This is a genomic window from Bradyrhizobium sp. BR 1432, assembly GCF_051547705.1.
Lineage (GTDB): Bacteria > Pseudomonadota > Alphaproteobacteria > Rhizobiales > Xanthobacteraceae > Bradyrhizobium > Bradyrhizobium zhanjiangense.
Window position 1 is genome coordinate 1,296,970 of the sequence record NZ_JBPUGF010000003.1, and the last position, 20,395, is coordinate 1,317,364.

Genomic DNA, 20,395 nt, shown 5'->3' on the forward strand with positions numbered 1-20,395 from the left:
GGTAACCGTCACGTTAACGCGCCGTTTACCATCGTCACTTCCAGGCGAACACCGGCTGTTCCAGCTCGGTGACGCGGGTGTGCCGGCCCGCCAGCACTTCGCGGAACTGGTAGATCAGCGCCGCCGTCGGCGCGTGGATCAGGCTCATCTGATGATGGAAGCGGATCACGCGGCGCGCGCTCTCGGGGATCGCGATGAAGTCGAAGGCGTCATCGCGCTCGATCGTGGCGAGCGCGATGCGATGGACAGACGCGACCTCGTCCGGGTTCGGCCTGATCGCGGCGCTCTCGGCGGCCCAGACCACGACCGGCGTGATCAGATAGCCGGAGCGTGTCGGATAGTCGTCGAGCGTGCCGAGCACGTCGGCGCCGGTGAGGCGAAGCCCAAGCTCCTCGTCGAGCTCGCGCAGCGCCGCCTCGATCGGCGTCTCGTCGGCGTCGCAGCGTCCGCCCGGCAAGGCCCATTGGCCGCGATGGGCGCGCAAGTGCGATGCGCGCAGCGTGAGCAGCAGCGCAGTGTCGTCGCCCTCGCCTGCTGCGGTCAGCGCAACCGCCACCGCGGCACGCTTCAATGCCGGCTGCGCTTCTTCCTCAGGCAGCCGCGCAAAGGCCGCGCAGGCATCCGCGATATTCCGCCGTGTGGCATCGTCGAACGGTCTCATGATGCTTGACTACACCACGTCCGGCCTCGATGAAATGAGATCGAAGGTCCGCACCGGAATGGACGACGACATGACCAACAAGGCCGCCGCAAGGCTGAAATCAGACGGCTGGACCATCCTCGAGACCACGGGCTTCATGCACCTGATCGGCCCGTTGTGGGAGCGCAAGATCGACGGCCATTACGAGTTCGCCCTCGCCACCGAAGACAAGCACCACAACCGCCGCGGCATGGTCCAGGGCGGCGTGATGATGACCTTCGCCGACCGCACCTGCGGCATGACCGCCCGCTACCTCTCCGGCAAGGAGTTCATGGCGACGGTGCAGCTCGACACCCATTTCGTCGAGGCCGGCCAGATCGGCGACATCCTGATCTCCCGCCCGCGCGCCGTGCGTTCGACCCGCAGCCTCATCTTCATGAGCACCGAGGTGACGGTGGATGATCGCTGCATCGTGATGGCCAATGGCGTGTTCAAGATCTTGAAGGGGCCGGGGTAAAGCGCGTCTCGTCGGACCGCCGCTGCGCACCACACCCACCGCTGTCATTCCCCGCGAAGGCGGGGAATCCAGTACGCCGCGGCGTCTCGATCAATTGCAGGCGTCTCGGAGTACTGGATCGCCCGCCTTCGCGGGCGATGACACCGATTGTGAGGCATGAGCGTACCCCACACCGTCATTGCGAGCGCAGCGAAGCAATCCAGCATGTTTCCGCGGACGCAGCTCTGGATTGCTTCGCTGCGCTCGCAATGACTGACGTAGCTGGCTATGCTGGCACCAACGCAAGCGTTGAGGAAGCAGCCCATGCAATACCGCCAGCTCGGCCGCAGCGGCCTGAAAGTGTCGCCGATCTGTTTGGGCACCATGATGTTCGGCGGGCCGACGGATGAAGCCGCGTCCAAGCAGATCATCGCGAAAGCGTTCGATGCCGGGATCAACTTCATCGACACGGCGGACGCCTATTCGAAGGGCGCGTCCGAAGAGGTCGTGGGCCGCGCCATTGCCGGCAATCGTCACGCCTGGGTGCTCGCCACGAAGCTCGCTAACCCCATGAACAACGAAATGGGCGACGATCCCAATCGCGGCGGCCTGTCGCGGCGCTGGGTGCTGCAGGCCGCCGACGAAAGCTTGACGCGGCTCGGCACCGACCACATCGACATTTACTATCTGCACAAGGAAGACCATGCGACCCCGCTGGAGGAGACGGTACGCGCGATGGGCGACCTGATCCGCGCGGGCAAGGTGCGCTATTTCGGCGTCTCGAACTACCGCGCCTGGCGCGTCGCCGAGATCTGCAACATCTGCGACCGGCTTGGCATCGACCGGCCCGCGGTGAGCCAGCCCTATTACAACGCGATGAACCGCATGCCCGAGGTCGAGCACTTCCCGGCCTGCGCCTATTACGGCCTCGGCATCGTGCCCTACAGCCCGCTCGCGCGTGGCGTCCTCACCGGCAAGTACAAGCCCGATGCTACGCCAGACAAGGAGACGCGCGCGGGCCGCAACGACACCCGCATGATGCAGACCGAATGGCGGCCGGAATCGCTCCAGCTCGCGCAGGAGATCAAGGCCCATGCCGAGAAGAGGGGCATCACCGCCGGCCAGTTCGCGGTCGCCTGGGTGCTGAACTCCGCCTTCGTAACCTCCATCATCGCCGGTCCCCGCACCGAGCAGCAATGGGACGACTACATCCGCGCACTGGACTATCGCTTCACCGCGGAGGACGAGGCGCTGATCAACCGGCTGGTCGTGCCGGGCCATCCCTCGACGCCGGGCTACAACGATCCGGCCTATCCGATCGAAGGACGCCGCGCGCGGACGGCTTGAACTCCGGAGACGACCATGGCGCTTGAAGACCGCTACGGCCTGCCACTCTCCGCCACATCCGATGCGGCAGCATCCGCCTATCGCGAGGGTGTCGACCTCATGCTCGCGGGGTGGACCGGCACGGCGGAGGCGCTGGAGCGCGCGATTGCGGCCGACCCGGATTTTGCGCTGGCCCATATCGCCCGCGCCCGCGTGCATGCCTTCTATCAGCAGGGCGATCTCGCGCGCAGCAAGGCGGCGGTCGCGCGCGAACTCGTTGCGAAGCGCGGCACGGAGCGCGAGCGCTCCCATGTCGAGACGCTGGCGCTGGCGATCGAGGGTCGGCTGCCCGAGGCGATCGCAACGATGCGCAAGCACATCGAGACATGGCCGCGCGATGCATTGGTGCTGTCGCTGCCACTCGGCGCGTTCGGTCTGTTCGCATTCTCCGGCATGGCCGATCACGACCGCGCCCGGCATGAGTTCTGCGAGCGCGTCGCGCAGCACTATGGCGAGGATTGGTGGTTCCTCACCATGTATGGCTGGGCGATGACGGAGAACGGCGATGTCGCGCATGGCCGCAGCGTCACCGAGCGCGGCTTCAATCTGCGCCGCGCCAATGCCCATGCCGCGCATGCCATGCTGCATGCGATGTTCGAGGACGGCTCGATCGAAGACGCCGATCGTCTCGTCGACGACTGGATCCCCGCTTACGACCGCGCCGGAATTTTGCACGGCCACATCCGCTGGCACCAGGCCCTCGGCGCGCTCGAGCACGGCGATGCAGCGCGGGCGCTGTCGATCTATGCCGACGTGCTTCAGCCGTCAGTCGCGCAGGCGCCTCCGCTCAACGCCGTCACCGACGGCGCCTCGCTGCTGTGGCGCCTGTCGGCCTACGGCCATGCCGTGCCCGAGGCGCTCTGGCGCGATGCCGACGCCGCCGCGCAAAAACTATTCCCGAAATCCGGCCTGCCGTTCGCCGACGTCCACATGGCGCTGTTCGCCGCCGCAACGCAGAACCGCGAGGCGCTTGCCGCGCGCCTTGCGGTGATCGAGCAGCGGCTCGCGGACGGCAAGCTGCCGGCCGGCCCGGTGGTGCCCGCAATCTGTCGCGCGCTTCTAGCCTTTGCAAACGAGGATTACAGGGCCTGCGTGCAAACGCTCGCGCCGGTTCTCACTGACGTCGTGCGCATCGGCGGCAGTCACGCCCAGCGCGAATTGATCGAGGATACCTACGTCGTCGCCCTCATGCGCAGCGGAGAGCTGCCGCGTGCCCGCGCCCTGCTTGAGGCTCGCCTGCACCGCCGCCCGTCCCTGCGCGATAGGCGCTGGCAGGCGGCGATGGGCTAGCCCTGCCACGAAAAAAACACCGGCCTGACGGCAAGTGCCACCGGAAGGATATGGGGCGATCTCGCGAATCGCCGTTGGGGTGGCGCGGTGGTATTCCAGTCGGGTTCGGCAAGACAAACGGGATCGCAACCAATTTGCGGTACGATGGTTATCGGATGGAACTTTTCTGTGGTTCCCCGGCATGTGAGCCTTCCGATGCGCATCCGCCGACCCGCCCTCGGTGCCGCTCTCATTGCCCTCGCAAGCCCTTGTTTTGCCGAGACTTCCGCCATCCCGGTCAACAATCCGCTGGTGCAGCAAAATTCCTTTATCAACCTGCTGGCGCTGATGTCGGGCAAGTGCAAGACGCTCAAGGTCGCCGGGCGCACCTATGGCTGCAAGACGGTGGCCTACGCCCATGGCGACAAGGGCCGGGTCAATTTCGCGGTCGCGGTCGACGATCCCGCCGACGCAAATCACGTGGTGTCGTTCTCCGGCGAGAACGGCAAGCGCGCCGACGACAATTCCTACGAATTGCCGATCGACCGCATGCTGCTCAACTCCAAGGACCGTCCGAAGGTCGATGGCCTGCCGGTGCCGGCCGAGCAGACCTCCACCGGGGTCTGCCGCCAGACCGGCAATTTCGCCGCCAGGAAGGTGAACGACGTCACCTGCTCCGCCACCGACAGCGAAGGCCGCAAATACGAGCTCTTGTTCGTCTCCGACGGCACGCCGGTCAGCGTGCGCCGCATCCGGCAGTCGGCGCCGTCGATCCAGGATCCGTTCAAGTAACGGTACCCTTGCCGCGCTCGCGTCGTCATCAAAGATGTCGCCAACGCGTCAATCGAGGCGAGGTGATGGCAGCATCGCGATCGAGGCCGGTGCTGCGGCAATAAATCCCACGACACGCAATTCTTCGCGCGAACCGGACGTCGCATGCTGCGTCGTTTCGACGCCTGCGCTGGCCGGAACGCGCCGGATGTTCATCTGTTGTCACACGACGTTCAACTGGAGTGACGACATGAAGTATCTCTTTGTCGCGATAGCCATCGGTGCCGCGGCGCTCGCCGGCGGATCCGCGGCGAACGCGGCCAATAGTTCGAGCGCGAAGCAGAACGCGCAAGACAGCCGATCGACCGACATCAGCGCGCAGTACAGGCACCATTATTATGGCCATCGGCACCATCATCACTGGCGCCATCACTACGGCCATTATCGCCCGTATTACCGCAGCTACGGCTATTACCCGCGGCACCACGGCTATTATGGCGGCGGCCCGTACGGATATTACGGCGGCGGTCCCGGCGTGACATTCAGCTTCGGCGGCGGACGCTGGTGAGACAAAAGGCCCGCAGAGATGCGGGCCTTCTTTCTTAGCTCCGCAAGATCGTCCTCGCCGTCTCCAGGCCGCTCGCCAGCGCCGCCTCGACCGTGCCCATGTCGCGGCCGCGATAGAGCGCTTCGCCGGACAACAGCACCAAGCCGTCGGCGCGCGCGAGAATCGTCTGCGCCTCTCGCGTCCGCGGCGTCGCCCAGGAATAGGCGCCGCGGGCGAAGGGATCCTGCGCCCAATTGGTTGCAGCCGCCGCCACGAGATCGCGCGCGATATCATCGCGTGACCGCTTGAAGATGGTGGCGAGCGAATCGAGTCCGGCCTCGATCAGTCCTTGCGGCTCGAGATGCGACAGCTCCGCCGTCCGCGGGCCGCCGAACCAGCCGGTGAGCAGCGGATGCTGGTCCGGATATCGCGTCCACCACACCGGAATCACTTCGTTCGACAGCAGGAAGGTCATGTCGGCGAGGTCGTCCTGTCGGTCGCGCCACCATGGCCGCGCGAAGCGGAGCAGAATCTCGATGACGTTGCCGAAGCCGATATCGTCGGCGGCAGCAAGCCTCGCGCTGACGTGTGCTGGCAGCGCGATCTCGCGCAGCAGCGGCAATGGCACGGTGAGGATGACGCGGTCGCCCGCAAGCCCATCGCCGCCGACGCAGCGAACCACCACAGCGCCGCCTTCTTCCACGATCGCCGACACGGCGCAACCGAGTCGGATCGCAACGCCGCAGGCGCGGCACTCGGCCGCCAGAAAATCGATCAGCGCGCCATAGCCACCGTTGATGCGCGCCTGCGGAAAGTGACCGCCGTCCATCCACTCCTCGCGCAACGCCAGCGTCGAGGCACGCGCGGGGTCCGCCGCATCATAGCCCTCGACCATCCGCCCGATGGAATGGCGCAGCCGCGCATAGTCCTCTCCGGCAAAATGGCGGCGCAGGAAATCGGCGATAGCGAGATCGTCCTTCAAGTCCCGCAGCGCGGCTTGGAGCTCCGCCTCGTGCGGATCGTGGCGGTCCTCACGCGAGAGGCTTGCGCCGTCAAAGCTCCATTGCGTGCCTTCGATCGCCTGAAGCGACAGCCCGGCCTCACGCAGCAAAGCCCGCGTGACCGGTGCCTCGCCATGGACGAACTCGGCGCCGCCATCGGCGGGGTAGCCGAACTGCGCCGCCGGCAGCGGATGGATGCGCCCGCCGCAGCGCTCGCGCGCCTCCAGGATGGTCACGCGTCTACCCCCAAGCGCTAGCTCCCGCGCCGCCATCAGGCCGGCGGCGCCGGCACCGACGATGACGATGTGCTCCGAGGGTCCCGACATGCCGGCGCGCTACTTGACCGCGGCCTGCGGATCGTTCTTGATCAGATAGCGCAGCAGCAGGACGCCGCCGCCGAGCTCCCGCGTGCTCTCCAGCGTCATCGCCGTGATCGGCGCGCGCTTGTCGCTGTCCGCTGCCGTCGAATCGAACACGAACGGTGCGCCGCTCGCGCCATCCACCGCGGGGCTGAGGATCAGGTTGAATTCGTCGATGAGGCCGGCGCGCAGGAACGCGCCATTGGCAACGCCGCCGCCCTCCACCAGCAGACGCTTCACGCCGAGCTCACGGCTGAGAATGTCCAGCGTCAGCGCCAGATCGATCTCGGACTCGCCGGCGAAGATGTAGGACACGCCTTCGCCGCGCAGCCCTGCGAGATGCGAATCCGGCACGCTCTTGGTCAGCACGACGACAATTGGATCGCCGCCGATGTCGGAGCGGCCCCAGCCGATCTTGCCCTGCGCGTCGAGCACGACGCCATAGGTTTTCGCATCGCGTCGTGCGAACCAGCTCTCGCGCTGAAATTTCTCGCGCGTCCCGGTCGGGTACGGCTTGCCCTTGGCGAATTCCGAGCCGGTGACGCGGCCGATCACCCAGGCATCGCCGCCGAGCTCGTCATGGATCTTCTCGAACCAGTCCGTGCCCGCACCCTTCGGGCGCCAGCGGCTGGGATGCGTGCGGCCATCCAGGCTGGCGTGCATCAGGCAGATGACATAAGGCTTCATGTGAATCTCCGATCTCAGGCCGCCGATCCGCCGCCCTCGGCGCGATCGTTCACGATCACGGCGAGCGGATTGAGCTTTGGCGGCGCGACCAGCTTGAGCGTGTTGGTGTCGTGGTGATTGAACGGCGCGCCGCGCACGAACAACTCGGTCTGGATCAGATAGGTCCAGCTGCCGTCGTCGTTGAAGCTGATGTCGCAGCGATAGGAATCGGTGCGGAAGGCCTGCTCAAGGAAGTCGGTCGAGCAGATCCCGTAAGCGGTATCGCCGCGTTTTGCCGTGACGGAGATCTTCCTGTCGTCCGGCCCGGCCTTGCCCGAGGCCAGCAGCACCTGTCCGCGCGGGATCGCCAGCGTCTGCATGATCAACCCGGTCGCGGGCTCCCACAGCCAGTAGCCGACCTGGTCGTGGAAGGTGATGTCCTCCTCGGGCGTATTGATGTGGATGTGATAGCGCAGCCCGTAGAACAGCTGCGGCCCGTTGGCCTGCGGATCAATGGGATCCATGCGGATGCGCTCGATGAAGGTGCGCCGCTCCGGCCCCTCTGCCTTCGGATTGACGTCGATGCCCTTGTCCGCCTGCCAGCTGCCGGCGAGACAGCGGAGCGGGCCGAGATTGGCAAGGCCGTCGGGCGAGACGTCCTCGGGCTCGGTGAAGATGTCGGCAGGAAGGGGAAGCATGGATGTCCTCGCGTAGATTGCGAGGGCAGCAATAGCACGGAGGCGGGAACGCGGCTCGTGCTCAAGTCTCACAATTGCGAATGGACATAGGCGCCACGCGCAGACGGTTGTGGGAAGGAGCTCGCCAAGGCAGCGAAGCCGGGACGGTCAATTCCATCCCCGAAGGGGAGGATAGCACACGCGAATTTAAGATCCGCGCCCTGCCCTTCTCCTCACGCTGCCGCCCGTCGCCTCCGCCGCGTGGCGGGAGCTTGCCACGACAAGCCGGCGAGCGGCACGGGCTTGCTGAAGTAGTAGCCCTGGCCGAGCGGAATTCCGAGCGAATGGAGCTGTCTGAGCTGTTCGGAGGTCTCGACACCCTCGGCGACGATCGAGAGCTTCAGGGTCTCGGCAAGCTGCACGATGGATTTCAGCACGGCGACGGTCTCGCGGCGGTCAATCCTGTCGATGAAGGATTTGTCGATCTTGACCTTGTCGAACGGAAAGGCCGTCAGATAGGACAATGACGAGTAACCGACACCGAAGTCGTCAAGCGCAATGGAGACGCCGAGCGCCTTGAGGCGCTGGAGCGTCTTGAGATTTTCCTGGGTATCGGCGAGGAAAACGCTCTCGGTGATCTCGAGCTCGAGCCGGGTTTGCGGAAGTCCACTCTGCGCCAGTGCGAACGTCACGGTGTCGACGAGGTTGGTGCTGGCGAACTGCAGGGCGGACAGGTTGACCGCGACCTTGACGTCGTCCGGCATGGTCATCGCATCCCGGCACGCCTTGGTCAGCACCTGATTGCCGAGTTCAACGATCAATCCACCCGCCTCTGCAACCGCAATGAACTCGGCGGGAGAAATGAAGCCCCTGGTGCCGTGATGCCAACGCGCAAGAGCCTCGACCGATTTCACACGGCCGGTGCCGAGCTCGGTCACAGGCTGATAGAACACTTCGATTTCCTCGCGCCAGATCGCCTCACGAAGCTCGATCTCGAGCACGTTGCGCTGATCCGCTTCAGCCTTGAGCTCCACCGAGTAGGTGTGGAAGCAGTTTCGGCCGGCGTTCTTCGACTTGTAGAGCGCAAGGTCGGCGTTACGAAGGATCTCATCGACGCGACTGCCATGCTCGGGAGCCACGGCGATGCCGATGCTGCAGCCGATCACGATGGGATGATCGTCGATCTGATAAGGCTCGGCAATGGCCTGAACCAGCCGCGCAGCGAGGCTGGCGGCGCCGTCCTGCATCGCGCCCCGGCCCGGCGCGACGATCACGGCAAACTCGTCGCCGCCGATCCGCGCCGCCGTGTCGGCGTCACGGATCTGCGCCTTGATCCGGCCCGCGACCTGCTTCAGCAAGGCATCGCCACATTGGTGACCAAGCACGTCGTTGACGGACTTGAACTTGTCGAGATCCAGCAGGAGTACGGCGAAAGGAGCTCCCGAGGAGCCGGACGTCGCGAGTGCTTCGTCGATGCGCTCCTTGAACAGATTGCGATTGGCCAATCCGGTCAGACTGTCGTAATGGGCGAGCCTTTCGATCCGGTCCTCGGATGCCTTGCGTTCGGTGATGTCTTCATGGGTGGCGACCCAGCCACCGCCCTCGCGCCGTCCGTAGGAGATATAGACAACCCGCCCATCCGGAAACTGCACGGTGTTCGAGGTTTGCTCCGACTTGGCGAGCCGATTCTTCAGATCGACCAGGTAAGCCTCGACGTCGAGAACGGCGGTCTGCTTTGCAAACACCTTGCGGAAGTCCATGCCGATCCGAATCTCCTCCGGCACGAGGCCATAGAGTTCGAGCCATTGTTGATTGAATGCGATCAGGCGGTCGCTGCCGTCGAACATGCTCAAGCCCTGGGGAAGGTTTCTGAGCGCGTCTTCGAACTTGCTGGCGAATTCGCGCAGCTCGCGCTGGGCGCGATCCAGCGCCTGTCGGCGTCGCCAGTGGAACATCGTCGCAGTCAGGATAATGAACGTGAGCAGTAGCGCGCCGCCGAGATAGACCTTCTGCCTGGTATCCGCGCGCGAATAGATCTCGCGCTCCGAGATTCCTACGGTGAAGATGAGTGGAAACAGCCGCGATCTGCGCGCTGTCACCAGCCGGTCATCGCGGTTGGGATGGTTCTCGTTCCAATATTGGGCGTAGAAGCCGCCCCGCAGCTCGCCTTCGACGCGGTTCGGCGCACGCTGCCCCAACACCGCGTCCTGGTTGATGCCCCGCGCGGCGAGCACGACCTGGTTTGCATTTCTGAGGACCAGCGTTCCTCCTGCGCCGAGCTTTGCGGTGTCGTAGAATCGACCGACGACATCGACGCTGATCGAGCCGACGACCACGCCCACGGGATTCCTGGCAAGATCGAAGAGCTTTCTTGCGAGCTGTATGGTCCATTTGTTGGACGCGCGGCCCAGAACCGGTTTCGCCACGTAGAGGCGATCGTCGGCCTGCGACATGGTTTGAATAAAGTGCTCGCGATCGCCGAGATAGAGCGGCGGACCGGAATAGCCCACCGTCGTATCCGTCATGTAGCCATCCGACCCGATCAGGGCGAACTGGACCACGTCGCCGGTGGCGATGCGGGTCTTCTCGGACCAGAACTTCAGGCTGAAGGTCAACGGATCCTGGGCGTAGAGCGCTCGCACCACCAGCAACGACTGGTCCACACGCTCGAAGATGCGCTCGGTGTTTTCCTCGAACAATTCGGCGACGCTGTTGCCGTGCGACCGCGCCTGCTGGACCGCATCCGTCCGTTCCGACGACGTGATCGCGAAATAGCCGATCCAGACCAGGGGCAGGAAGAACAATGCGATCTGCAGCGGAGCATTCCGCAGGATCGTTCTTCCGGCTTTGCGGACGGAACTTGCGGGAATCACGACACGCGCCCTCGCCTCAGCCGCCAGGGCAGAACTGCGCTCGCCGCCAGTGATGGCATCGCCTGTCTCCGCCTCGATTGAGACCGCCGCGGCCGGAAGCGGCGCGGGTGCTGTTCATAGCCCGAAGCTAGGCGGGACAGCCTTAAGTTTCTGTTTTGATAATGCTCAATTCTTTAGCTTACAACATCCGTATGACCACGGAGGTCGGCTGTTTTTGAGCAACCACGCGGTATTGGCAGGGCGATATCTTTGGTCGTCTGTACCGGCCGCTCACACCGCGCGCGCAAGAACGATCGTGCCGGACAGGATGAGGACCGCGCCTGCCGCATGACTCAATCGTTGGCCGAACGGCAGCAGTTTCTCGGCGGCGACATAGAGCGCGATGCCGATGATCCAGGCCATATTCATCACGCCGCCGACGAACAGCAATACCATCAGAAACCAGCAGCAGCCGACGCAGTAGCTGCCATGGCGAAGTCCCATGCGGAATGCTCCGCGCGTGCCGGGCCGCCAATGCCGGCTGAGAAACAGCAGCGGACTCTCGCAGTAGCGCAGGCAGGCATGTTTGAGCGGCGTGAACTGATAGAGGCCGGCGGCAAGCAGGATGATGCCGCCCAAAACCGCGCTGGTGCTGGCCATCGCCATCGACAACAACCCGAAATATTCGAGCGCCCATTGCGCCAGGACCGCAACGACACTGAACCCGGCCCATGTCACGAGATAGCCGGCGAGAAAGATCCAGGCATCGATTGCCGCCCGGGACGCAGTCTCCTGCTTGCGCTTGACGGTCGCATACAAGAGAACAGTGGGCGCCGCGCTCGGCGCCATCATCGCGATCATCATCACCCACCACATCACGAGCAACAGCGCGGCATAGAGCGGCGTCCACGGCATTGGCGCCATGTCCGGCATGTCGGCCATCATCTCGGTGTCCATGCTGGCGCCGCCGGCGAGATAGGCCCAGGCGAGTGCCACCACTGCGGCGGTCCCGATCGCGACGATCAGCCGGTCGCGGTGGAGCAGGTGTTCCAGCATCAAGCGCCCCTGCATGGACTTGTCCAGCATAGTGATGAGGAGCTGACACCGAGATCTTGTCTCGATGTCAGCGCCGCATCATGCCGCAACGCCCTCGGGCGTCTGCACGACATTGGCGAGCGAGCTGTGCGTGCCCTTGGTCTCGAACGGGATCGCACCGGTCGAGCGGATGTTGGCGGACGCGACCTCGGCAGCCCTGTGCTCGAACCCTTCGGGCATCACCACCTGGATGCGGTGCGGCTGACCCGTCACCGGATTCTTGATCGGCTCGACGTCGGTTTCGAGCACGCCCGTGACGACGAGTTTTGCGACGCGTCCGTCCTTGTCGAAGGAAAATTCGAAGGGCGCAAAAATCGGATCGTGAATGGTGGTCACGATCAGGCTGAAGATGTGGAATAGCGTGCCCTCGGCCGAATGCTTGCCCGACAGAATGTTGAACAGCGCCTGCTGTTGCTCCGGTGTGGCGCGCTCGTCGACGATGGGCTGCATCTTGCCGTTGCCTTCATGTAGCGCGCCGGGGAAATCTACGACCACGGCGAAACAGAGGCCATCGAGCTTGACGCCCTCAAAATGTCCCGCGGTGATCCGCATGCCGACCATGCCCTTGCAGTATCCGTGGGTGGGGGGAGCATTGAAATCGCAGGGGCAGCCAAACGCGCAGTTGCAATTCTTCATCCATTCGCCTTCGAGACGCCAGTCCGATGCAGCCATGGCACATCTCCCAATGTGAGCGGGGAACGCGGCAGCCGTAGAGGATTTTGTTCAGCGTTATGTCGAGGCAATGCGAAAAAGCGCGAGCGGGATCGAGTTCGATCAGAAGGCCGGCATCGCGGGAAAGTCTGTGGCCAGCTGCCATTCACTGTCCCTATGGCCAAGAGCATATCAGCGGCAGCCGGGCGCGTACAGCGAACGGACGCGGCAGAGCAGCCGGGCTTTTAGGACGTCCGAAATCAGAGGAATGGAGCTCCATTTAAAATAAGGCTGCGAACTCCCATGCGATTGAAATATCTAAATAATTCCAACCAACCGCCTCCCCGCTCACGGCCGTAGCGACGGCGAGTGCTTTCCATGAAGGCGGGATTGGCCTCGTCTTGCCATCACACCGAACCGTCCCTGGCAAAAAAGTCCGTGCAGCGGCGGCGTGCTTGGATAGCGCTGGCGTGGCGCGTGCGTTGCGGCCGCCGCGCCTGAGATCACGGATGAGGTGAGCGCGGCGCGCTTCGAACGTCCGACTCAGTTGCGGCATTCGAGGGCAAGGCCTATGCTGAAGGCCGGCAATCACGCAGCCGCCCATCGTGCGGCGGGGGCAGCTTCACGGTGGATGGTTGCATCCATCCGAAAGGCGAAGCCATGTCCATCGCCCCCACACTGCATCGGTATCTGGCTGCCGAGAACATCCAGTATGCCGAGATCCCGCACGATCTCACCATGTCATCCACGCGCACGGCGCAGGCTTGCCACGTCTCGGGCGATCGTCTCGCCAAGGCCGTCGTGCTGCGGCACGACGGCGGCTATATGCTCGCGGTCGTGCCGGCATCGCACCATCTCAACCTGCCGGACTTGAAGGAGAGGCTTGGCGAGGATCTCGCCATGGCCAACGAAACCGAGATCAACCAGCTGTTCATGGACTGCGCGCACGGAGCCATTCCGGCGGTCGGTCGGTGTTACGGGCTCGATCTCATCGTCGATGACAGCATCCGGGCCCAGCCCGAGGTCTATATCGAAGCCGGCGATCACGAGACGCTGCTCCAGCTCACCCATGCGCAGTTCGAGCGCCTGACGGCCAGTGCACCGCATGGACGCTTCAGCATGCATGACTGACGCGGCGTGGCGGCAAGATAATCCCGGTACGCACCGTCACGGCGTGCGTGCGGCCGCGTCCGGTTCGATGTATAGTCAATTCAGCGGGGGCTGCGTTCGCAACGGAGGTCCTCCATGAAAGTCAGAGACGTGATGCACAAGGGCGTCGATTGGGTCAGCCCCGACACCCCGATCATCGAGATCGCGAAGTTGATGCAAGGGCACGACATCGGCTGCATTCCGATCGGCGAAGGCGACCATTTGGTCGGAATGGTGACCGATCGCGACATCGTCTGCAAAGGTCTTGCGAGCAGGGACTTCAACGCCGCGCGCATGACGGCGCGGGATGTGATGACCGAAGGTATCCATTGCTGCCGGGAAGACGATGATCTGGCGAAAGCCGTGCATCACATGGAGACGCTGAAAGTCCGCAGGCTACCCGTGATCAACAAGAGCAAGCGGATGGTCGGCATGATCAGTCTCGGTGATATCGGCCAATCCGCCACCCCTGATCTGTTGACGCAATGCGTCAAGAGCGTGTCGGCCCATCATCATTGAGGGCAACGCCGGCTCGATTCCGAACCTTCGTCGGATCGCTCGCAGATCCGGCGCGCGCCGAGTTCTCTCGAGCCTGCATTGAGCGCACTGTTCACCGCAGTTCGGCTTCGCCGCACTCGGCGGCGAGCGCTGCGGCGCGTCATCGCCGCAGTCCGCGTCGTAGCGTCGCATCATTCGGAACATTCTTGCCAAACCCCCTGCGCAAGACTTTGACTTGTTCCAATAAAAAAGCAGCTGATCCGCAAGGGATCGCTATTCCAAAGGGGAGGAGGCAACCATGACCAAATCAAAGAAGGGCAGCACTTCGAGTCGCCGCGGCTTTCTCAAGGTCGCTGCTGCGGGGGCCGCCGCGACGGTAGCCGCGCCGAGCGTCGTCAGCGCCCAGGGGCCGATCAGCATGCGCTGGCAAAGCACCTGGCCGTCAAAGGACATTTTCCACGAATACGCCCTCGACTACGCCAAGAAGGTCAACGACATGACCGGCGGCGATCTCAAGATCGAAGTGCTGCCGGCAGGCGCTGTCGTGCCCGCCTTCGGCCTGCTCGATGCCGTGTCCAAGGGCGTGCTCGACGGCGGCCATGGCGTGCTGGTCTATCACTACGGCAAGCAGACGGCGCTGGCGCTCTGGGGCTCGGGACCGGGCTTTGCGATGGACGCCAACATGCTGCTGGCCTGGCACCGCTATGGCGGCGGCAAGGAGCTCCTGGAAAAGCTCTACGCGTCGATCAACGCCAACGTTGTCTCGTTCCCCTACGGTCCGATGCCGACCCAGCCCTTCGGCTGGTTCAAGAAGCCGGTCGCAAAGGTCGAGGACGTCAAGGGCCTGAAATTCCGCACCGTCGGCATCTCGATCGACGTGTATTCGGGAATGGGTGCAGCCGTCAACGCGCTGCCCGGCGGCGAAATCGTAGCTGCCATGGACCGCGGCCTCCTGGACGCGGCCGAGTTCAACAACGCCACCTCCGACCGCGTGCTCGGCTTCCCCGACGTCTCGAAGGTCTGCATGCTGCAGAGCTTCCACCAGAACGCCGAGCAGCTCGAGATCATGTTCAACAAGGACAAGTACAACGCGCTGCCGGACAAGATGAAGGCGATCATCGCCAATGCGGTGGACGCGGCTTCGGCCGACATGTCGTGGAAGGCGATCGACCGCTACTCCAAGGACTATGTCGAGCTGCAGACCAAGGACAACGTCAAGTTCTACAAGACCCCCGACGCCATCCTGAAGCGGCAACTCGAGATCTATGACGATGTGGCGAAGAAGAAGGCGGCGGAGAACCCGTTGTTCAAGGAGATCGTGCAGTCGCAGATCGAGTTCGCCAAGCGTGCCACGCAGTGGGAGCAGGATACCGTAGTGAACCGCCGCATGGCCTACGATCATTATTTCGGGCCGAACGCCGCGGCCAAGAAGATCTGATGACGAAATAAAGCTGGCAAGGCGCCGTCCGGACCACCCGCCGGACGGTGCCTTGTGCTATGTTGGGGGTCATATTTAATGCCGAACCTTATCACATGAGTGTACGGCGCTTACTGCACACGATCGACGGCATCTCCACCTGGGTCGGCAAGGCGACAGCCTGGCTGATGATCCTGCTGATGAGCGTGGTCTGCATCGAAGTGTTCAAGCGCTACGCCGTGAACATGCCGACGGCGTGGATCTTCGACGCCGAGAACATGATGTACGGGTCGCTGTTCATGCTGGCCGGCGCCTATACGCTGGCGCAGAACGCCCATGTCCGCGGTGACTTCCTTTACTCCTCGATGCGTCCGCGCACGCAGGCCGCGCTCGACCTCGTTCTCTACTTCGTGTTCTTCATCCCGGGCATCGCCGCGCTGATCTATGCCGGCTACTTCTACGCCGCGGATTCCTGGGCCATCAACGAGCATTCCAACGTCACGGCTGAGGGGCCGCCGGTCTACCATTTCAAGACCGTCATCCCGATCGCGGGCGCGCTGATCATGCTGCAGGGGATCGCCGAGATCATCCGCTGCATCGTGTGCCTGAAGACCGGCGAATGGCCGAGCCGACTTGCCGACGTCGCCGAGACCGACGTCATCGAGGAGCAGCTCGCGCACTCTGAATTCGTGGACGAGGAATCACGCAAGCTCGCCATCGAGGGCGCGCAGCGCATCGATGAATTGGCGCGGCAGCGCGGCATGGGCGGGGACCTGAACACATGAGCGATCCGGCACTCGGCCTGTTGATGCTGACGCTCATCGTCGTCGTCATCATGATGGGCTTCGCCACGGCCTTCACTCTGATGGGCCTTGGCATGTTCTTCGGCTTCATCGCCTTCTACGACCCGTCGCAGAACTGGACGCACAACAAGGTCTTCGAGCTGATGGTCCAGCGCAGCTACGGCGCGATGACCAACGAACGTACTGATCTCCATCCCGTTGTTCGTGCTGATGGGCTATGTGATGGAGCGCGGCGCGCTGGTCGACAAGATGTTCTATTCGATCCAGCTCGCCTTCCGCCGCCTGCCCGCCTCGCTCGCGGTCACGACCCTGATCGTGTGCACGTTCTGGGGCATCGCCTCCGGGCTCGTCGGCGCGGTGGTGGTGCTGATGGGCGTGATCGCCTTCAACCCGATGCTGCGCGCCGGTTATGACGTGAAGCTCGCCTCCGGCGTCATCACCGCGGGCGGCACGCTCGGCATCCTGATCCCGCCTTCGGTGATGATCATCGTCTATGCCGCGGTCGCCGGCCAGTCCGTGGTCAAGCTCTATGCGGCGGCGATGCTTCCCGGCTTCTTCCTGGCCTTCCTCTACCTCGTCTATGTCGTGGCCTGGGCGATGATCAACCCGAAGATCGCCCCGGCGCTGCCGGAGGAACAGACCCGCGTCAAGGTGCCGGAATGGATCAGGAATTTCGCGACGCTGTATTCGCCGAACCTGTTCGTCGGCCTGTTCAAGGCGCTGCTCTCGCCCGCAAAGGCGAAGATGCTCCAGATCGACGGCAAGCCGATGGGCTATGGCGCGATCGTGCAACACTTCCTCATTTCGCTGGTGCCGTTCCTGATGACCGCAGCCGCGCTCGGCACGGTCTGGTGGTACGTCGTGATCCACCAGCAGCCCGGCGCCGCGAGCGAAGCCGTCGAAGGCCTGCAGCAGCTCGGCAGCCCGGTCGAGCCGAAGGAGCTGTCGCCCGCCGAAAAGGGACCGGACACCCAGTTCTACATCTGGTTCGCGATATCAGCCGCCGTGCTGGCGGCGTGGACGGCGCGCTCCTACTTGCGCATGGACGGCGAGCGCTTCGAAGTGTTGAAGCTCTTGACGTCGTCGGTGATGCCGCTCGGCATCCTCACCGTCGTGGTGCTGGGGGTGATCCTGTTCGGCATCACGACCGCGACCGAGTCCGCCGGAGTCGGCGCCGCCGGGGCCTTCATCCTCGCTATCCACGCCCGGACGCTCGACTGGAAGCGCACCAAGGAAGCAGTGTTCCTGACCGCAAAGACGACCGCGATGGTGTGCTGGCTGTTCGTCGGTTCGGCGCTGTTCTCGGCGGTATTCGCCATTCTCGGCGGTCAGGCGCTGCTGGAAAGCTGGGTGCTGTCGCTCAACATGACGCCCGTGCAGTTCATGATCTTGTCGCAGGCGATCATCTTCGTGCTGGGCTGGCCGCTCGAATGGACCGAGATTATCATCATCTTCGTGCCGATCTTCCTGCCGATGCTGAAGCACTTCAACATCGATCCGATCCTTTGGGGCACGCTGGTGTTCGTGAACTTGCAGGCCGCGTTCCTGTCGCCGCCGGTCGCGATGTCGGCGTTCTATCTCAAGGGCGTCGCCCCGAAGCACGTTACGCTCAACCAGATCTTCGCCGGCATGATGCCCTACATGCTGATCGTGATCCTGTGCATGGTGATCATGTATCTCTGGCCCGGCATGACGCTGTGGTTGCCGAACTATCTCTACGCGAGTTGAGGCGCAGCGGGGAGCACCGGGCGCTGGTCCACTCAGGGAACCAGACGCAATCACCGACGCGACGAACCGCTATTTATCCTAGGTTTGGTGGCGTGAGCGCTTGACATAGTGGCCGGCTGCACCGCCATCGCAGGAGCCCTGCTTTCCTGCTCCGCGGCGGAATTTCAACCTGGCACGGGTCTCATTTCGGTCCCGTACTGCAGGACCTGCACCTTCTCCATCGTGATCAGCCCGCTGCTCATCATGCCGTCGAGGACGGGGAGAAAGGCATCGATCTTCTCCTGGGTGTCGACGATCTCGACAACGAGCGGAAGGTCCTCCGACAGACGCAGTATCTTCGCCGTGTGCAGGCGTGCGGAATGGCCGAACCCCAGCCCGCCTCGTAGCACTGTCGCGCCGGCCAAGTGCATCTCCCTTGCCTTCAGCACGATCGCCTCGTGCAACGGGTGATGGCCCGCGTGATCATTTTCACCAAAGAAGATCCTGAGTAGGACGGCTTCTCGCGGTAGCTGCATGTTCAAACCCCATTGCTGCGTCAAGACCCTCTCATTTCACGACCAGCACCGGGCACGCGGCGAGTTGCACGATGCGATCGGCTCGACTGCCGATGAGCCGCTCGTAGAGCGCCGAGTGTCCCGTGGCGCCAATGACCAGTAGATCGGCTTTCAGCTTGGCTGCGAAGTCCACGATGTCCCGCACCGGATGGCCGGCCACCACATGGGTGTGAAGCTCGACGTGGCTCTGTTCGGCCAGGCTTCGCGCCCGCTGAATGACCGAGTGATAGCGGCGCGCCGCCGTGCCGGTCTCCTCCCGAACCTCCTCGATAAATTCGGGCATGTAGTCAATCTCCTCCACGCAGATCATGTGAAGTTCGGCGCTGTTCTGTGTGGCCATCGTTATGGCAAACGCCAAGGCGTGGAATGCGTGCTCGGAACCGTCGTTGGCATGCAGAATTCTGCTGAACATAGCTGCCTCCATCATTCGGCGCGGCGCGCAGCGGGCCGAAGAGGTCTTAGGGGCTCCTCCTCAGCGTGCTGCGAACTGGTGTCGGGCAGCAGATGGTGAGGAAGATAGAATGCATTGGCGATGACTGTGGGTATCACGGCGCTGCCGATGACTGCGGCGACGAGCGCGGAATATTGGCCCTGGTTGATGATGCCATGTGAAAGGCCAAAGAGTGACGAGATCGTCCCAAAGGTCAGCCCGGTCGACATCAAAAGCGTCGTGTACATCGCCTCTCTGTTGGGAGAGCCAAAATACTTGGTGACGGGGTAGACACCCACGACCTTGGTTGCGATCTTGATCACCAGGAAGAAGAGGAATGCCGCCGGTGCAGCAATCAGCGCCGGCACAGACACAAACGAACCGGCTCGGATGAAGTAGAACGGCGTCAGCAATCCGAAGGTAAGAGTGCGCAGCCGGCGCACCAGGGCGTGGTCCTTTCCAACAGTGCCTGCGAGTACCATCCCGATCAGGTAGGCCGGAAGAACGGCCTCGCTGTCCGCCCACGTCGCCAGCGCCCCCATTCCGAACAGGCAGAGCAGCAGAAATTTCGTCTCCAGTTCGGACGGGCGTCCCCCATACAGCCGGAAGAACCGGGGGGTCAGCCAGGGCAGCACGCCGAAGACCACCACGCCAGTACCGAGAAAGATCAGTGTCTTTATCGTGAACGGAGAAAAGATCAGGCCGAGCGCAACCACCGTCCCGAGGTCCGTGACAAAGCAGGCGGCCAGAACTGTCTTGCCGTACTCGGTGGTGTTGAAGCCGAATTCGATCATCACGGCATAAACCACCGCCACCGAGGTGGTCGACATGGCGACACCTGCAAGCCAACTCGGCATAACGTCCCAGCCGAGCAAGTAGTGCGCCGCAGCGGTGCATCCGATGAATGGAAAAAGAAGCTGGCAAGCCCCACGGCTGCCGCCTCTTTCCACTTCAGCTTGAATACGACGGGGTCAAGTTCCGCACCTGCTAGGAAGGTCAGCACAATCGCGCCGACGCCCGAAAGGAATTTGACCCAGGACTCTTCGGTCCCGAGCACCGCCGATCCAATGGCGGCACCGATGATGAGTTGTGCGATCGTTCCGACCACGATCTCCGACAGAGCGGTCGAGATCCGGAGCCAGATCGACAGAAGGCTGGCGATCAGCGCCAAGCCCAACCACAATGCCGCCAGAGCCCAAACACCCGTCATCAGCGCCTCCAAGAACACGACGGCGATGCGCCGTCCGGAGAACTCACGTGCTGGATGCTTGGAAGGATTTGAAGCAAGCGCTCCCACCGACGGCAAGCGTCCGGTAGGAGTCATCAGCCTCATCGGCGGTTACGGGGGACCCCATCCCCTGAATTTTCGTCAATTGTAACTGGGAATCAGGCCATAGCAAGCGCGG

18 protein-coding genes, 2 pseudogenes and 1 riboswitch are annotated in these 20,395 nt (G+C 63.4%); of the genes and pseudogenes, 10 read left to right on the top strand and 10 right to left on the bottom strand.

Annotated features, from left to right (window positions below; all coding sequences use genetic code 11):
• Positions 1 to 34: 34 nt before the first annotated feature.
• The gene (locus ACSKB8_RS06305) at positions 35 to 664 is read right to left on the bottom strand and encodes an NUDIX hydrolase (RefSeq protein WP_438110429.1); all 630 of its coding nucleotides are present in this window, start codon (positions 662 to 664) and stop codon (positions 35 to 37) included.
• 67 nt (positions 665 to 731) lie between these two features.
• Between ACSKB8_RS06305 and ACSKB8_RS06310 the strand changes: the two genes are divergently transcribed.
• The 5 genes from ACSKB8_RS06310 (at position 732) to ACSKB8_RS06330 (ending at position 5,130) form a co-directional block, all read left to right on the top strand.
• Positions 732 to 1,157: a PaaI family thioesterase gene (locus ACSKB8_RS06310; RefSeq protein WP_438110431.1), complete on the top strand. Its 426-nt coding sequence runs from the start codon at positions 732 to 734 to the stop codon at positions 1,155 to 1,157.
• A 303-nt stretch (positions 1,158 to 1,460) separates the two neighbouring features.
• Positions 1,461 to 2,483 carry an aldo/keto reductase gene (locus ACSKB8_RS06315; RefSeq protein WP_438103265.1) on the top strand — a complete coding sequence of 341 codons (1,023 nt, stop codon included), beginning with the start codon at positions 1,461 to 1,463 and terminating at the stop codon, positions 2,481 to 2,483.
• Positions 2,484 to 2,498: 15 nt separating this feature from the next.
• Complete coding sequence (locus ACSKB8_RS06320; RefSeq protein WP_438103267.1) at positions 2,499 to 3,812, top strand: tetratricopeptide repeat protein; 1,314 nt, start codon at positions 2,499 to 2,501, stop codon at positions 3,810 to 3,812.
• A gap of 195 nt (positions 3,813 to 4,007) precedes the next feature.
• On the top strand, positions 4,008 to 4,583 hold the full coding sequence (locus ACSKB8_RS06325; RefSeq protein WP_438103269.1) for a hypothetical protein: 576 nt from the start codon (positions 4,008 to 4,010) through the stop codon (positions 4,581 to 4,583).
• Between the two features lie 229 nt (positions 4,584 to 4,812).
• Entirely contained in the window at positions 4,813 to 5,130 is a 318-nt protein-coding gene (locus tag ACSKB8_RS06330) for a hypothetical protein (RefSeq protein ID WP_438103271.1), read from the top strand.
• A 34-nt stretch (positions 5,131 to 5,164) separates the two neighbouring features.
• Here ACSKB8_RS06330 and ACSKB8_RS06335 read toward each other — a convergent pair whose 3' ends face one another.
• The 6 genes from ACSKB8_RS06335 to ACSKB8_RS06360 all read right to left on the bottom strand — a co-directional run bounded on the left by ACSKB8_RS06335 (position 5,165) and on the right by ACSKB8_RS06360 (position 12,431).
• The gene (locus tag ACSKB8_RS06335) at positions 5,165 to 6,436 is read right to left on the bottom strand and encodes a flavin monoamine oxidase family protein (protein WP_438103273.1); all 1,272 of its coding nucleotides are present in this window, start codon (positions 6,434 to 6,436) and stop codon (positions 5,165 to 5,167) included.
• A 9-nt stretch (positions 6,437 to 6,445) separates the two neighbouring features.
• On the bottom strand, positions 6,446 to 7,156 hold the full coding sequence (locus ACSKB8_RS06340; RefSeq protein ID WP_438103274.1) for a RibD family protein: 711 nt from the start codon (positions 7,154 to 7,156) through the stop codon (positions 6,446 to 6,448).
• A gap of 14 nt (positions 7,157 to 7,170) precedes the next feature.
• Positions 7,171 to 7,833, bottom strand: coding sequence for an FABP family protein (locus ACSKB8_RS06345; RefSeq protein ID WP_438103276.1), 663 nt, complete (start codon positions 7,831 to 7,833; stop codon positions 7,171 to 7,173).
• A gap of 212 nt (positions 7,834 to 8,045) precedes the next feature.
• The gene (locus tag ACSKB8_RS06350) at positions 8,046 to 10,616 is read right to left on the bottom strand and encodes a bifunctional diguanylate cyclase/phosphodiesterase (protein ID WP_438103278.1); all 2,571 of its coding nucleotides are present in this window, start codon (positions 10,614 to 10,616) and stop codon (positions 8,046 to 8,048) included.
• Between the two features lie 339 nt (positions 10,617 to 10,955).
• Positions 10,956 to 11,735, bottom strand: a complete 780-nt coding sequence (locus ACSKB8_RS06355; RefSeq protein ID WP_438103279.1) for a DUF2182 domain-containing protein — start codon at positions 11,733 to 11,735, stop codon at positions 10,956 to 10,958.
• Between the two features lie 63 nt (positions 11,736 to 11,798).
• Positions 11,799 to 12,431 (bottom strand): DUF1326 domain-containing protein, encoded by a 633-nt coding sequence (locus ACSKB8_RS06360; RefSeq protein WP_438103281.1) that lies wholly within the window; start codon positions 12,429 to 12,431, stop codon positions 11,799 to 11,801.
• Positions 12,432 to 13,070: 639 nt separating this feature from the next.
• Here ACSKB8_RS06360 and ACSKB8_RS06365 point away from each other — a divergent pair.
• From ACSKB8_RS06365 to ACSKB8_RS06385, 5 genes and pseudogenes are all read left to right on the top strand, one after another.
• Positions 13,071 to 13,541, top strand: a complete 471-nt coding sequence (locus tag ACSKB8_RS06365) for an aminoacyl-tRNA deacylase (RefSeq protein WP_128947201.1) — start codon at positions 13,071 to 13,073, stop codon at positions 13,539 to 13,541.
• A 114-nt stretch (positions 13,542 to 13,655) separates the two neighbouring features.
• Complete coding sequence (locus ACSKB8_RS06370; protein WP_370989185.1) at positions 13,656 to 14,078, top strand: CBS domain-containing protein; 423 nt, start codon at positions 13,656 to 13,658, stop codon at positions 14,076 to 14,078.
• A gap of 277 nt (positions 14,079 to 14,355) precedes the next feature.
• Positions 14,356 to 15,495, top strand: a complete 1,140-nt coding sequence (locus ACSKB8_RS06375; protein ID WP_370989184.1) for a TRAP transporter substrate-binding protein — start codon at positions 14,356 to 14,358, stop codon at positions 15,493 to 15,495.
• Positions 15,496 to 15,590: 95 nt separating this feature from the next.
• Complete coding sequence (locus tag ACSKB8_RS06380) at positions 15,591 to 16,259, top strand: TRAP transporter small permease subunit (protein ID WP_091895166.1); 669 nt, start codon at positions 15,591 to 15,593, stop codon at positions 16,257 to 16,259.
• Positions 16,256 to 18,005: pseudogene (locus tag ACSKB8_RS06385) on the top strand (TRAP transporter large permease). Before ACSKB8_RS06380 ends, ACSKB8_RS06385 begins: the two are co-directional and overlap by 4 nt.
• Before the next feature lie 164 nt (positions 18,006 to 18,169).
• Here ACSKB8_RS06385 and ACSKB8_RS06390 read toward each other — a convergent pair.
• From ACSKB8_RS06390 to ACSKB8_RS06400, 3 genes and pseudogenes are all read right to left on the bottom strand, one after another.
• The gene (locus tag ACSKB8_RS06390; RefSeq protein ID WP_438110433.1) at positions 18,170 to 18,520 is read right to left on the bottom strand and encodes a DUF190 domain-containing protein; all 351 of its coding nucleotides are present in this window, start codon (positions 18,518 to 18,520) and stop codon (positions 18,170 to 18,172) included.
• A 31-nt stretch (positions 18,521 to 18,551) separates the two neighbouring features.
• Complete coding sequence (locus ACSKB8_RS06395; protein ID WP_438103285.1) at positions 18,552 to 18,971, bottom strand: universal stress protein; 420 nt, start codon at positions 18,969 to 18,971, stop codon at positions 18,552 to 18,554.
• Positions 18,972 to 18,982: 11 nt separating this feature from the next.
• Positions 18,983 to 20,322: pseudogene (locus ACSKB8_RS06400) on the bottom strand (cation:proton antiporter).
• A riboswitch (Fluoride riboswitch) is annotated at positions 20,297 to 20,357 on the bottom strand. Its footprint overlaps the pseudogene before it by 26 nt.
• Positions 20,358 to 20,395 lie beyond the last annotated feature (38 nt).

Bases quoted from the DNA above. Each gene is read 5' to 3' on its own strand.
- ACSKB8_RS06340 (WP_438103274.1), bottom strand. From the start codon at position 7,156: ATGAAGCCTTATGTCATCTGCCTGATGCACGCCAGCCTGGATGGCCGC.
- ACSKB8_RS06335 (WP_438103273.1), bottom strand. From the start codon at position 6,436: ATGTCGGGACCCTCGGAGCACATCGTCATCGTCGGTGCCGGCGCCGCC.
- ACSKB8_RS06390 (WP_438110433.1), bottom strand. From the start codon at position 18,520: ATGCAGCTACCGCGAGAAGCCGTCCTACTCAGGATCTTCTTTGGTGAA.
- ACSKB8_RS06395 (WP_438103285.1), bottom strand. From the start codon at position 18,971: ATGTTCAGCAGAATTCTGCATGCCAACGACGGTTCCGAGCACGCATTC.
- ACSKB8_RS06320 (WP_438103267.1), top strand. From the start codon at position 2,499: ATGGCGCTTGAAGACCGCTACGGCCTGCCACTCTCCGCCACATCCGAT.
- ACSKB8_RS06360 (WP_438103281.1), bottom strand. From the start codon at position 12,431: ATGGCTGCATCGGACTGGCGTCTCGAAGGCGAATGGATGAAGAATTGC.
- ACSKB8_RS06375 (WP_370989184.1), top strand. From the start codon at position 14,356: ATGACCAAATCAAAGAAGGGCAGCACTTCGAGTCGCCGCGGCTTTCTC.
- ACSKB8_RS06370 (WP_370989185.1), top strand. From the start codon at position 13,656: ATGAAAGTCAGAGACGTGATGCACAAGGGCGTCGATTGGGTCAGCCCC.
- ACSKB8_RS06380 (WP_091895166.1), top strand. From the start codon at position 15,591: ATGAGTGTACGGCGCTTACTGCACACGATCGACGGCATCTCCACCTGG.
- ACSKB8_RS06325 (WP_438103269.1), top strand. From the start codon at position 4,008: ATGCGCATCCGCCGACCCGCCCTCGGTGCCGCTCTCATTGCCCTCGCA.
- ACSKB8_RS06330 (WP_438103271.1), top strand. From the start codon at position 4,813: ATGAAGTATCTCTTTGTCGCGATAGCCATCGGTGCCGCGGCGCTCGCC.
- ACSKB8_RS06355 (WP_438103279.1), bottom strand. From the start codon at position 11,735: ATGCAGGGGCGCTTGATGCTGGAACACCTGCTCCACCGCGACCGGCTG.
- ACSKB8_RS06365 (WP_128947201.1), top strand. From the start codon at position 13,071: ATGTCCATCGCCCCCACACTGCATCGGTATCTGGCTGCCGAGAACATC.
- ACSKB8_RS06315 (WP_438103265.1), top strand. From the start codon at position 1,461: ATGCAATACCGCCAGCTCGGCCGCAGCGGCCTGAAAGTGTCGCCGATC.
- ACSKB8_RS06345 (WP_438103276.1), bottom strand. From the start codon at position 7,833: ATGCTTCCCCTTCCTGCCGACATCTTCACCGAGCCCGAGGACGTCTCG.
- ACSKB8_RS06310 (WP_438110431.1), top strand. From the start codon at position 732: ATGACCAACAAGGCCGCCGCAAGGCTGAAATCAGACGGCTGGACCATC.